This window comes from Streptomyces sp. NPDC043952, from assembly GCF_056435325.1.
Map to the genome: position 1 here is coordinate 1 of NZ_JBWKES010000047.1, position 12,252 is coordinate 12,252.

Annotated in this window: 9 protein-coding genes; 2 read left to right on the plus strand and 7 right to left on the minus strand. The window is 73.0% G+C overall.

Annotated elements, in window-relative coordinates; translation table 11 throughout:
- Nucleotides 1-200: 200 nt before the first annotated feature.
- Together AC069R_RS31500 and AC069R_RS31505 are read right to left on the minus strand one after the other, a co-directional pair.
- Nucleotides 201-971 carry a maleylpyruvate isomerase N-terminal domain-containing protein gene (locus AC069R_RS31500; RefSeq protein WP_478770140.1) on the minus strand — a complete coding sequence of 257 codons (771 nt, stop codon included), beginning with the start codon at nt 969-971 and terminating at the stop codon, nt 201-203.
- Between the two features lie 50 nt (nt 972-1,021).
- The gene (locus tag AC069R_RS31505; protein ID WP_478770141.1) at nt 1,022-1,786 is read right to left on the minus strand and encodes a MarR family winged helix-turn-helix transcriptional regulator; all 765 of its coding nucleotides are present in this window, start codon (nt 1,784-1,786) and stop codon (nt 1,022-1,024) included.
- Between the two features lie 58 nt (nt 1,787-1,844).
- Here AC069R_RS31505 and AC069R_RS31510 point away from each other — a divergent pair, with 58 nt between their 5' ends.
- The gene (locus tag AC069R_RS31510; RefSeq protein ID WP_478770142.1) at nt 1,845-2,786 is read left to right on the plus strand and encodes an amidohydrolase family protein; all 942 of its coding nucleotides are present in this window, start codon (nt 1,845-1,847) and stop codon (nt 2,784-2,786) included.
- Between the two features lie 62 nt (nt 2,787-2,848).
- Here the strand turns inward: AC069R_RS31510 and AC069R_RS31515 are convergent, their stop codons facing one another.
- Together AC069R_RS31515 and AC069R_RS31520 are read right to left on the minus strand one after the other, a co-directional pair.
- Nucleotides 2,849-3,922: an MASE1 domain-containing protein gene (locus AC069R_RS31515; protein WP_478770143.1), complete on the minus strand. Its 1,074-nt coding sequence runs from the start codon at nt 3,920-3,922 to the stop codon at nt 2,849-2,851.
- Nucleotides 3,923-4,038: 116 nt separating this feature from the next.
- Complete coding sequence (locus tag AC069R_RS31520) at nt 4,039-5,373, minus strand: PP2C family protein-serine/threonine phosphatase (RefSeq protein ID WP_478770144.1); 1,335 nt, start codon at nt 5,371-5,373, stop codon at nt 4,039-4,041.
- 1,016 nt (nt 5,374-6,389) lie between these two features.
- On the opposite strand from AC069R_RS31520, the gene AC069R_RS31525 reads away from it, so the two are divergent.
- Complete coding sequence (locus tag AC069R_RS31525) at nt 6,390-7,079, plus strand: ANTAR domain-containing protein (protein ID WP_478770145.1); 690 nt, start codon at nt 6,390-6,392, stop codon at nt 7,077-7,079.
- On the opposite strand, the gene meaB is transcribed toward AC069R_RS31525, so the two are convergent.
- From meaB to AC069R_RS31540, 3 genes are read right to left on the minus strand one after another with little or no spacing between them, the layout of a single operon-like run.
- Nucleotides 7,072-8,079 (minus strand): methylmalonyl Co-A mutase-associated GTPase MeaB, encoded by a 1,008-nt coding sequence (gene meaB, locus AC069R_RS31530; RefSeq protein ID WP_478770146.1) that lies wholly within the window; start codon nt 8,077-8,079, stop codon nt 7,072-7,074. The genes AC069R_RS31525 and meaB overlap by 8 nt on opposite strands.
- A 7-nt stretch (nt 8,080-8,086) precedes the next feature.
- Nucleotides 8,087-10,261, minus strand: coding sequence for a methylmalonyl-CoA mutase (scpA, locus tag AC069R_RS31535; protein ID WP_478770147.1), 2,175 nt, complete (start codon nt 10,259-10,261; stop codon nt 8,087-8,089).
- Nucleotides 10,261-12,060 carry a methylmalonyl-CoA mutase family protein gene (locus AC069R_RS31540; RefSeq protein ID WP_478770148.1) on the minus strand — a complete coding sequence of 600 codons (1,800 nt, stop codon included), beginning with the start codon at nt 12,058-12,060 and terminating at the stop codon, nt 10,261-10,263. Before AC069R_RS31540 ends, scpA begins: the two co-directional genes overlap by 1 nt.
- Nucleotides 12,061-12,252: the final 192 nt, after the last annotated feature.

Genomic DNA, 12,252 nt, shown 5'->3' on the forward strand with positions numbered 1-12,252 from the left:
CGAACCGACAAGCTCGCCATCGCTTACGAGGCCGCACTTCACCTCGCCGGCATCCTCATTTGGACCCGACGCTGACCAAAGAGACAGACCCTAGCGGGGCCCGGCACCGTCGTCTTCCACGACATGCGCAAGCTGCCCGCGCTCCTCGCCGAACGGTAAGGCCCCGCACGGAGGTTCACGAGCCGCCGGGTAGGCGGCGGTCAGTAGCCGCCCAGCAGGGTCCGCACCCGGCGCCGGGTCTCCGGGCCCGCGGCGCTGTGCCAGCGGGAGGGGTCGGCCGGGCGGCGGCCCCACAGCAGGAGGAGCCGGGTGGCCGCGTCGCTCTCGATGGCGGCGGGGCCCTCGGGGGCGGCCAGGCCGACGCCGGCGGTGCCGGCGTCGGCGGTCAGCACGATGTCGTCGGTGCCGGGAGTGCGCAGCCGGGCTTCGAGCCGTTCGTCCGGGGCGAGATTCAGGGCGGCGCGGCCCCGTGCCAGCAGGGGGCGGCCGACGGAGACCACGCTGTGTTCCGTCATCCAGGGCTCGTCCAGCGCTCGTACCGCCGTACGGTCGTCTCCGGTCAGGTCCCAGCGGTGCAGGATCAACTCCTCGCGCATGTGTTCGGCGAAGAAGGGCGCCGTCACGGTCCGGCCGGTCCAGGTGATCTCCGCGTCCGGCGAGAGATCCCGCGCGGCGGCCGCGGCGATGTCCGTCAGGTGCGCGCAGTTGCGCAGGAAGGCGGACCAGAGGTCGGCGTCGGACAGGCGGCGGTAGGGAAGCTCGCGGTCGAAACCGCGGGTCTCGACGGGCGCGCCCGCGAGGAACGCCTCCAGGACGCGGGCCAGTTCCCCGGCGTTGCCCGTCTGGTGGATCAGCACGTCCCGGACCGTCCACGCCTCGCACCAGGTGCCGTCGTCGGGCCGCCGAGCCTGTACGGCGCGGACGAAGGGGACGAGTTCCGGCAGGGTCTCGGCGACCTCGTGGGGGATCATGCGGCCATGGGTGACCAGGGCGGGGGGCCGGCCAAACCGGCCGGAGGGGTTCAGCCGCTGCCCGTGTCGGCGACCAGATCCGTGAGCCGGTGCAGCAGCGTGACCAGCAGGGCGCGTTCGGCCGGGGTGAACGCTTCGTAGGCGCGTGCCTGGCGCTCGCGCAGGTGGCTCCGGAGCCCGGCGAGCCGCTCGGCGCCGTCGTCGGTGAGGCTGACCAGGACGCGCCGTTCGTCCTCGGGGGAGCGGCGCCGTACGACGATCCCCTTCCCCTCCAGCTGCTGGAGCATCCGGGTCGCGGTCGGGACGCTGACGCCCGCGCTGCTCGCCAGCCGGCCCACCGGCAGGTCCTTCTCCGTGGCCAGGGGTTCGAGGAGGGCGACCTGGGGGAGGGAGAGGCCGCCGTAGTGCTCGGCGCCGGTCGAACGAGCCCGGCGCATCGCGAAGAAGAGGGCGTCGGCCGCCTGGGAGATCTCCTCCGCCCCTATGTCACCGTGCGCCGCCGGCCGGGCGTGATCCGCTTCCGGCTGGTCGGCGCCTGGCGTCCGCTGGGCGCGATCCGCCGCCGGCTGGTCGGGGTCTGCCGCCGACCGGTCGCGATCCGCTGCGGGCTGCGGGGCGTCCGTGGCCGGTCGGGGCACGTCGGCGGTCGGCCGGGGGGCGCCCGCGGTCGACCGGGGGGCCTTGGGGGCCGGCCGGGGGCTTTCCGTCGCCGACGGCAGGCTTCCCGTCGCCGACTGCGGGCTCCCCGCGCTCGACCGGGCGCGGTCCGGCGTCGGCTGCTCGGTGGCGCGAAGGCTGTTGCGTCTGTCGCTCATGGGTGCTACTTTAGCAAAGCAATCGTTAGCAGGCTAAATGTTAGGAGGGTAGGAGAGGATGGCTGCTTCTCGACGCATCGATGTCCATCAGCACCTGATCCCCGGTGCCTATCGGGAGGTGATGGAGCGGCATGGCGCCACGGCCGCCGGCTGGCCCACGCCCGCATGGGACGCGGACAGCGCGATCGCGATGATGGACCGCCGCTCGATCGCCACCGGCGTGCTCTCGGTCAGCTCACCGGGCACGCATTTCGGCGACGACGCGGAGGCCCGCGCGCTGGCCCGGAGTGTCAACGAATACGCCGCGGAGCTGGTCAAGGACCGTCCCGACCGCTTCGGACTGTTCGCGAGCCTCCCCCTGCCGGACGTGGACGGCGCGCTCGCCGAGACGGCGTACGCGCTGGACGAACTGCACGCCGACGGCGTGGTGCTCATGTCCAACGTCCACGGCCGCTATCTCGGCGACAAGGAGTTCGCCCCGCTCTGGGCCGAGCTGGACGCCCGTGGCGCCGTGGTGTTCATCCACCCCACCGGCTCGCCGCTGCCCATGCTCGACGGCCTGCCCGGCCCCGTCGTCGACTTCCCCTTCGACACCACCCGTACCGCGCTGCACATGACGCTCAACGGCGTGATGAACCGGCACACCCGGATGAAGGTGATCCTCTCCCACGCGGGCGGCTTCCTGCCCTACGCGGCCTGGCGGTTCACCATCGGCGCCCAGTTCCACCCCGGCACCACCCCCGAGGGCATCCTGGCCGACCTGCGGCGCTTCTACTTCGACACCGCCCTGTCCGCCAGCCCCTCCGCCCTGCCCTCCCTGCTCGCCTTCGCCGCTCCCGGCCATGTCCTCTACGGCAGCGACTGGCCCTTCGCGGCGGAGGAGTACGGCACCCTCTTCGACTCGATGCTCGACGGCTACGACGGTTACGAGCCGGGACAGCTCGACGCGATCAACCGGGGAAACGCGGAGGTTCTCTTCCCGAGACTCGCGAGGGGCTGACCGCCGGCCCGGCGGAGAAAGGGGCGGCGGTACGGTCCCTGACCGCGCTCCTCGTCTCAAGCTCAGCTCGGGTCGGCGGGTCTGCGCGGGGGCGGAGCCGGCCGGTGGGTCGATCGGTAGTGCTGGCGCTCCGCGCTGGAGCCGGGGCTGGGGGCGGGGCTTGCGGTGGTGGTGGGCGGTACCGGCTGCGTGCCGGTGTCGGAGAGCCGGGACACCAGTTCGGCGAGGTGACCGCAGGCCCGCGCGATCTCCTTCTGCGACCTGTCCCGCTCGCTGACGGCCGCCGCCACGAGCAGGGCGGTCAGGGCGGAGGAAGCGTTGTAGGCCTGGAGGGTGACCATGGCGGTGAGCATGCCATGCCCGGCGAACGGACCCGAGCCGTGGTTCGCGGCGATGATCGCGAAGGTCGAGACGGCGAGGGCGACGGGTGCGGCCCCGGCCAGCCGGAAGCGGAAGGCGGCCCAGATCAGCAGCGGGAAGCCGAGGAAGAGGAGGGGGGTTCTGCCGGTGTCGACGACCCCGACGCAGGCGGTGGCCGCGAGGAGCAGCAGCATCTCCGCCCAGCGGGACGGCGCCACCCGCCCCGGCAGCCGCGCCCGGCGCAGCACCAGCAGAACCGGCGTCACCACCAGGACGCCCATCGCGTCGCCGGTCCACCAGACCCACCAGGTGGTCCAGAACCGGTCGGTGCTCAGAGCGCCGGTGAGGACCAGCGTCCCGCTGCCGGCCGTCGCACTGACCAGCATCCCGGCGAAGGCGCCGAGGAAGATCAGCGCGAGCGCGTCGTGCAGCCGGTCCACTCCGAGACGGAACCCCACGCGTGTCAGGAGGGCGTACGAACACAGCGGCGCGAGGGTGTTGCCCACGACGATCAGGAACAGAGCGGCGCCCGACGGCCCGAGCGAGAGGTTGGCCAGCAGCGCGCCGAGCGTGATGCCGGGCCAGATCCACGGACCACGCACCAGCAGGCTCGCCACGGCGATACCGGTCGGCGGCCACAAGGGGGTGACCTGGCTGCGCACCAGTTGCTGGAGCAGCCCCAGCTTGGCGGAGCCGTAGTACAGGGCCGCGAGGGCGCAGATCTCCAGGACGGCGACACCGCCGCGCCTCAGTCCTGCATGCCGCGCGACCGTCATGGGGCGACCTCCGCATCGACACCGCCCCGGCCACCATCATCCGCCGGATCCCGGCGATCCTCCATGGCAGAGGCCGGCCGGGGCCGGTGGGGGAGAGCGGGCGGGGCGGCGCCGGGTCAGGCCGGCGGGGTGCGCAGGGCCAGGACGGCCATGTCGTCGTGACCGTCGCTGGGGTGGTGGTCGGCGAGAGCGTGGACGAAGTCGTCCAGAGGAAGGGAGGCGTACTCGTCGGCGAGTGCGGTCAGTTCGGCCAGGCTCTGGTCGATCGGGTGGTCGGGGTGTTCGACCAGCCCGTCGGTGAAGAAGACCACGGTGGCGCCCGGCGGCACGGAACAGGAGTGGTCGGGACGGGACACCGCGGGATCGACACCGAGCGGCAGACCGGGCTCGGCGAACAGGTACTCCGCCGGGCGGCCCGGCGCGACCACCAGGTGCGGGACGTGGCCGGCGGAGCTCCAGGACAGCCGCCAGCCCGCCTCGTCCGGTTCGATACGGGCCAGTGTGGTGGTGGTGATGGGGTTCTCGGCGATGGCCTGAAGGGTGTGATCCAGTTGGGACAGGATGGTGCCGGGCGGGCTGCTCCGGTCGAACAGCAGGGCGCGCAGCATATTGCGGATGGAGGCCATCGCGGCCGCGGCCGGCAGATCGTGGCCGACCACGTCGCCGATGACGACCGCCACCGCGTTGCCGGGCAGCGGGATGGCGTCGTACCAGTCACCGCCGAGCTGGCTGGGCTCGGCGGCCGGCCGGTAGACCGCGGCGGCGGTGAAGGGGTGCAGATCGGGCAGGGTGGGCAGGAGCAGGCGCTGGAACTGCTCGGCGCCCTCGCGGATCCGCTCGAACAGGCGGACGTTCTCGATGGCGATGCCGGCGGCGCCGGCCAGGGCGATGACCACGCTCTCGTCGTCGGCGTCGAAGGGCTGCCCGTCCGAGCGCTCGGAGAGGTAGAGGTCGCCGTAGATCTCGCCGCGGACGCTGATGGCGACGCCGAGCAGGGTGCCCATATAGGGATGGTTGGGCGGGAAGCCCACCGAGGAAGGATGGGCCGCGATGTCCTCGACCCGCAGCGGCTCCGGGTGGTGGATCAGCTCTCCGAGGACGCCCCGGCCGTGGGGGAAGTCGGTGCCCGCGAGGGCGGCCCGCTCCTCCTCGGTGAGACCGGCGGTGATGAACTGCTCCAGCTCGTCGCCGGAGGGGGCGAGCACGCCGAGGGCCCCGTAGCGGGCGCCCACCAGGTCCATGGCGGTGGTCACGATGCGGTACAGGACCGAGGGCAGCTCGTTCTCGCGGGTGATGGCCACCACCGCGTCGAGCAGGCCCTGGAGCCGGTCCATGGCGTCCAGCAGGCCCCGCATCTGCTCGTCCATGCGGCCGAGCTCGCTGCGCAGACGGACATGCAGGTCGGAGTCGTCCGGCTGCTTCGGCGACGCCCCGTTCTCCGCCCCGGCCATCAGGGGTTCCCCGCGGCCGGTCGTCCGGTCTCGGAGCGGTACATCGCGCCCTCCTGGAGTGACCCTGAGTCATCAGAGGCCGGGGCGTGGAGCGGCGGAATGGGCCTTTCGGTCATCTATCAAAAAATAGGGCAGTGTGCGCCGTCCCGCCGCCCGCCCGCCGCCGCGACACGCGGACGGACCGTGAACGGTGCGCCCCCGGCCCGCCTCACCCCGGCGCCCCGGACACCCGACCACGGCCGAACCCGGTGGCGGCGGAAGGGGCAACCCCGCGCTCCGTCAGACCAGTTGAGGCAGCGACCGGACGCGAACGCGGGGGCCGTACCGAACGCGTCGAGGCGACCCGGCCGGCAGCCGTCCAGCGACCATCACGGCACCCTCCTCGCCCCGGCCCGCCGCCACCTGGGCGCCCTCCTCGCCCCGCCGGCCGCCACCTGGGCGCCCTCCTCGCCGCGGCCCCCCGCCACCTGGGCGCTTGACGCACGCATCCCGACCACACCGCCGCATCCCGACCGCCGGCGGTACCCGGACGCCGCCCCCGCCGCGGGGTCCGCCCGGCTGGTCCCCGCGGTGGCTGATCGGGGAACCCCCGCACCGACCGGCCGCCCCGCGCACGAACCGCCGGCACCGGCCGGTTCCCCGTATCCCGCGTTCGAGGCGGCGAGTCCCCTGTCGGGGAGGGATGGCCTGCTCGGACCCCGGCTGGTGGAACGCGAGAGCCCCGCGGCGCTGCTCGCGCCGCGCGACAGCGGTCCCGGCCCGCCCACATCGGGTCCGCCGCCTCCACCCGCATCGAGGGCCCTGCCCCGGCAACCGGGCACGCACGAATCTCGCCGCCTCTTCCTCCACCCTCCACCCCCGCTCTCTCGATCCCTGCACTTCCCCGAGCCCCGCGCCCGCCCCCCGCACCCCCGCCCCCACCCCCTCGTGTCCCAGTCAGCCCCGCCCCCGGAGGGATGCGATGGTGGAAAGAGGGCAGGTGGACGGTCTGGGGAGGCGGGGTGGAGAGGAGCACGATGGACTGGCGTATGTTCGCCGAGCGGATGGCCGGGCTGGCCAGGGAGCTGCTGGCACAGGACACGGTGAGCGACACCCTGGAGCGGATCACCCGCGCCGCCACCGAACTCGTCCCCGGCTGCGACGCGGCCGGCATTCTCATCCTGCACGCCAAGGGCGTGCGCACCCTCGCGCCCACCGACCCGCTGGTGATCGACAGCGACGAGTTGCAGGAGCGCCTCCAGGAAGGCCCCTGCTACGACGTCGCCCGCCCCGAGAGCGATGAGCGGGTGTTCCGGATCGCCGACTTCCGCGAGCCCCATCCCGGCTGGCCCAGATACGTGTCCGAGGCCCGCAAGCTCGGCCTCGGCAGCATGATGGGCTTCCTGCTCTACACCGAGGAGGAGGACCTCGGCGCGCTGAACATCTACTCCCGTGAGCCGGGCGCCTTCGGCGAGGCCAGCGAGACGGCCGGCTGGCTGCTCGCCTCGCACGCCGCCGTCGCCTTCTCCAGCGCCCGCACCCACGCCCAGCTGGAGCAGGCCGTCGCCACCCGGCATGTCATCGGCGAGGCCATGGGCATCCTCATGGGCAGCCACGACCTCACCGAGGAGCAGGCATTCAAGGTGCTGCGCCGCTACTCCCAGGACAAGAACATCAAACTCCGGGAGGTGGCGCGGCAGATCTGCGAACGGGGCGGACTCAGCTAGCCGTACCCGGACCGCCCGCGCCGCCCTCGAAGGCGCCCAGGATCCGTTCCGCCGCCAGCGTCGCCGTCAACGTGCCGTCCCTGACCTGCCGTTCGAGTTCCGGTGCCACCGCGCGGACCGCCGGGTCCGCGTGCAGCCGGCCGAGCAGTTCGTCGCGGACCATCGCCCACGTCCAGTCGACCTGCTGGTCGCGCCGCTTGGCGGTGAGCCGGCCGGTCGAGTCGAGCAGCGTCCGGTGCTGCTCCAGCCGTTCCCACACCGTGCCGAGGCCCGTGGACTCGCGTGCGCTGCAATGCAGTACCGGCGGGGTCCAGAACGCGTCCTTGCCGTGCATCAGCCGCAGCGCGCCCGCCAACTCCCGTGCCGCCGCCCGCGCGTCGCGCTCGTGCGGGCCGTCCGCCTTGTTGACGGCGATCACGTCGGCCAGCTCCAGGACGCCCTTCTTGATGCCCTGCAACTGGTCGCCGGTGCGCGCCAGGGTGAGCAGCAGGAAGGAGTCGACCATGTCGGCGACCGCCGTCTCCGACTGCCCGACGCCGACGGTCTCCACGAGGACCACGTCGTAGCCGGCCGCCTCCATCACCACCATCGACTCACGGGTGGCCTTCGCGACCCCGCCCAGCGTGCCCGCGCTGGGGGAGGGCCGCACGAAGGCCGCCGGGTCGACCGACAGCCGCTCCATCCGCGTCTTGTCACCGAGGATGGAACCGCCGGTGCGGGTCGAGGAGGGGTCGACGGCGAGGACGGCGACCCGGTGGCCCAGCGAGGTCAGCATGGTGCCGAACGCGTCGATGAACGTCGACTTGCCGACTCCCGGCACGCCGCTGATGCCGATCCGCCGGGCCCGGCCGCTGTGCGGCAGCAGCCGGGTCAGCAACTCCTGCGCCAGCACCCGGTGTTGTGGCCGGGTGGACTCGACGAGCGTGATGGCGCGGGCCACCAGGGCCCGCTTCCCGTCGAGCACACCCTTCACATACGTGTCGAGATCGATCGGGGCCATCGGGGCCCTACAGCTCGTGGCCGAGGTCGGCCGCCAGGCGCCGGACCAGGTCGTGGGCCGCGTCCGGGATCACCGTGCCGGGCGGGAACACGGCCGTGGCGCCCATCTCCAGGAGCGTGGGCACGTCCTGCGGCGGGATCACCCCGCCGACCACGACCATGATGTCCTCGCGGCCCTCCTCCGCCAGCTTCTCGCGCAGCGCCGGTACCAGGGTGAGGTGACCGGCGGCCAGCGAGGACACGCCGACCACGTGCACATCCGCCTCGACCGCCTGCCGGGCGACCTCGTCCGGCGTCTGGAACAGCGGGCCGACGTCCACGTCGAAACCGAGGTCGGCGAACGCCGTCGCGATCACCTTCTGGCCCCGGTCGTGGCCGTCCTGGCCCATCTTGGCGACCAGGATGCGCGGCCGGCGCCCCTCCGCCTCCTCGAACGCGTCCACCAGGGCACGGGTGCGGTCCACCGACGGGGACTCGCCTGCTTCGTTGCGGTACACGCCGGAGATCGTACGGATCTGGCTCGCGTGCCGCCCGTACACCTTCTCCAGGGCGTCGGAGATCTCGCCGACGGTCGCCTTGGCGCGGGCCGCGCGCACCGCCAGCTCCAGCAGGTTCCCGGTGCCCTCGGCGGCGCGGGTGAGCGCGTCCAGCGCGTCCCGGCACGCCTGTTCGTCGCGCTCCGCGCGCAGCCGGCGCAGCTTCTCGATCTGCTGCGCGCGCACCGAGGAGTTGTCGACCTTGAGCACGTCGATCTGCTCGTCGCTGTCCACCCGGTACTTGTTGACGCCGATCACCGGCTGCCGCCCGGAGTCGATGCGGGCCTGCACACGGGCCGCCGACTCCTCCACGCGCAGCTTGGGGATGCCGGCGTCGATGGCCTGCGCCATGCCGCCCGCCTGCTCCACCTCCTGGATGTGCGCCCAGGCCCGGCGGGCGAGGTCGTACGTCAGCCGCTCGACGTACGCGCTGCCGCCCCACGGGTCGATGACGCGGGTGGTGCCCGACTCCTGCTGGATGAGCAGCTGGGTGTTGCGGGCGATGCGGGCCGAGAAGTCGGTGGGCAGCGCCAGCGCCTCGTCCAGGGCGTTGGTGTGCAGCGACTGGGTGTGGCCCTGGGTCGCGGCCATCGCCTCCACGCACGTGCGCGTGACGTTGTTGAAGACGTCCTGCGCGGTCAGCGACCAGCCCGAGGTCTGCGAATGGGTGCGCAGCGAAAGGGACTTGGTGTTCTCCGGCTCGAACTGGGAGACCAGCTTGGCCCACAGCAGCCGGGCCGCCCGGAGCTTGGCGACCTCCATGAAGAAGTTCATGCCGATCGCCCAGAAGAACGACAGGCGCGGCGCGAACGCGTCCACGTCCAGGCCGGCTTCACGCCCCGCGCGGATGTACTCCACCCCGTCCGCGAGGGTGTACGCCAGCTCCAGATCCGCCGTCGCGCCCGCCTCCTGGATGTGATACCCGGAGATCGAGATGGAGTTGTAGCGCGGCATCCGCTGCGAGGTGTACGCGAAGATGTCGGAGATGATCCGCATCGACGGCTTCGGCGGATAGATGTAGGTGTTGCGGACCATGAACTCCTTGAGGATGTCGTTCTGGATGGTCCCGGCCAGCTTCTCGGGCGGTACGCCCTGCTCCTCGGCGGCCACGATGTACAGCGCCAGCACCGGCAGCACGGCGCCGTTCATCGTCATCGACACCGTCATCCTGTCCAGCGGGATCCCGTCGAACAGCTGCCGCATGTCGTAGATCGAGTCGATCGCCACGCCCGCCATGCCGACATCGCCGGTCACCCGCGGGTGGTCGCTGTCGTAACCGCGGTGCGTGGGCAGGTCGAAGGCGACCGACAGGCCCTTCTGGCCCGCCGCCAGGTTGCGCCGGTAGAAGGCGTTGGACTCCTCGGCGGTGGAGAAGCCCGCGTACTGGCGGATCGTCCAGGGCTGGTTGACGTACATCGTCGGGTACGGGCCGCGCAGGTACGGCGCGATGCCCGGATAGGTGTCCAGGAAGTCCAGGCCCTCCAGGTCACGCCCGGTGTACAGCGGCTTGACCCCGATGCCCTCCGGGGTCTCCCACAGCGGCTCGGCGCCGCCGGTGGCCCGCTTGACGGCCGCCTGCCACTCCTCGGCGCTGCCGCCGGCCACCGGGGTCCCCAGCTCGATGCCGGAGAAGTCGGGGATTCCCATCAGGACACTCCCATGCGGTCGAGAGTCGCGGACAGCACATCGACGGCGTCGCAGCCCGCGAAGACGTACGAGTCGACACCGGCGTACTCGCCCCGGCCCGCCAGGAACAGGTGCCGGGCGCCGGCGGCGCGCAGCAATGCGGCGGTCTCCTCGGCCTGTTCGGCGTACCCGGCGTCGCTGGAGCACAGCACGGCCTCGGTGGCGCCGCTGTCCTCGAAGGTCCCTTTGGTGACCGGCTCGATGCCGCCGGCCTGGAACAGGTTGGCGGCGAAGGAGGCCCGCGCGGTGTACTCGGAGGCCGAGCCGAGCGTGGCGAGGTAGATCCGCGGGCGGGCGCCGGTCGCCGCGAGATGGGCGTCGGAACGCGCCCGCAGCTCCTCGAACGCCTCGTCCCGGCGCACCCGCGGCAGCCCGCCGGACGGCGGCCGCGGCGCGGGCTCGCGCTCCACCGGCTTCTCGGCCAGCAGCGGGAACTCGCTGACCCCGGTGATGGGTTCGCGCCGCCGGGCGAGCTTCTTGGAGCGCTCCGCCCAGGTCGTGGCGAGGTCGGTGCGCAGCCGCCCGGAGCGCAGCACGGCCGCCTGGCCGCCGTCGCGCTCGATGGTCCGGAAGAACTCCCAGGCGGCCTGGGCGAGTTCGTCGGTGAGCCGCTCCACGTACCAGGAGCCGCCCGCCGGGTCGATGACCCGCGCGAGGTACGACTCCTCGATCAGGATGGTGGAGGTGTTGCGGGCGATGCGCCGGGCGAACGCGTCGGGCAGGCCGAGCGCGTGGTCGAACGGCAGCACCGTCACGGAGTCGGCGCCGCCCACCCCGGCGGCGAGCGTCGCGACCGTGGTGCGCAGCATGTTCACCCACGGGTCGCGCCGGGTCATCATCACCGGCGACGTGACCGCGTGCTGGGTCTGGGCACCGGGCGCGCCGCTGACCTCCGCGACCCGCGCCCACAGCCGGCGCGCCGCGCGCAGCTTGGCGATGGTCAGGAACTGGTCGGCGGTGGCCGCGTACCGGAACTCCAGCTGACCTGCGGCCTGTTCGACGCTCAGGCCCGCCTCGGTCAGCGCCCGCAGATAGGCCACGCCGGTGGCGAGCGAGGCGCCGAGCTCCTGCGCGGCCGAGCCGCCGGCCTCGTGGTACGGCAGCGCGTCCACGGTCAGCGCGCGCAGTCCCGGATAGTCCTCGGCGCAGCGCGCGGCCAGCTCGGCGTACGGCGCGAGGTCCTGCGCGGCGCCGGTGCGGGCCTCGTACCCGAGCGGGTCGCCGCCCAGATTGCCGCGTACGGCCTTCGGTTCGACGCCGTTGTCCGCGTACAGGGCGAGCAGCGCCTCGGCGGCCCGCCCGGTGTCCTTTCCGGCGTCCAGCACGACGGGCGCGAGGTCCAGGTAGACGCCCTCCAGGGCCCGGCCCAGGTCGGCGAGCGGGATGCCGCCCTCGCCGAGCACCAGCCACAGCGAGGTGCCGCCGTTCTCCAGGTCGGCGAGGACCGCGCCGTCGGCGAGCGCCGTGTGCCGCTGGCGTACGTCCCAGCCGCCCGCGACCTGGCCCTCGGGGCGCGCACCGCGCAGATACGGGGCGAAGCCCGGCAGACCGGGGTCGGGCGCGGTGTCGCGCGCCGTGTACAGGGGACGGGTGCGCAGCCCGTCCTCCAGGGTCGTGGACAGAGCGTCCTCAGCTGCCGCGCCCGAGACTTCCTTGCCCGACTTGCGCAGCACACCCTCGACCAGGCGTTGCCACTGCTCGTGTGTCGCGTCAGGGAACTCGGCGGCCAGTGGGAGCCCGTCGTCAGGCAGGACCGTCATGGCTCGGATGCTAGGCCAGGGGGCTCAAAAGAGTGCAGAGCATTCGCTTGTGAGTTTTCTCCCCTTGCGGCTGTGACCCGCGCCGCTCCGGCGGGCGCACGCCCTGGTACGACGGCGGGGGGGGGGGGGGGGGGGGGGAGGGGGGGGGGGTGGGGGGGGGGGGGTTCGTGGGCTGCCGGTCGGGGTGTGGGG